1 protein-coding gene is annotated in these 236 nt (G+C 53.4%); it reads right to left on the bottom strand.

Going from position 1 to position 236, the window contains the following annotated elements; translation table 11 throughout:
• On the bottom strand, nucleotides 1-236 hold a 236-nt coding region (locus HMPREF0308_RS12830), incomplete at both ends, for a hypothetical protein (protein WP_005532520.1).

The raw sequence follows: 236 nt of genomic DNA on the forward strand, positions 1-236 counted from the left end.
CATTGTCCAGCCGATATTTCGGTTGGGTATCGAGTGCGACAAAGTGATCCTGCTCTTTACCTTTACCCGGCATCATGCCGATATAGTTCCCACCGACGAGGGCGTCCAGCCCGGAGACACCTGCCAACGATGCTTTTGGCGTCACCAGCCAGAACTGAGTCTCTTCGCGCAGCGCATCTTTCATATCGGACTTGATGCTGACCTTGACTTCAATCTTACGAAGATCGTCGCTGAGG

The organism is Corynebacterium striatum ATCC 6940, from assembly GCF_000159135.1.
In the GTDB taxonomy this organism is placed as follows: domain Bacteria; phylum Actinomycetota; class Actinomycetes; order Mycobacteriales; family Mycobacteriaceae; genus Corynebacterium; species Corynebacterium striatum.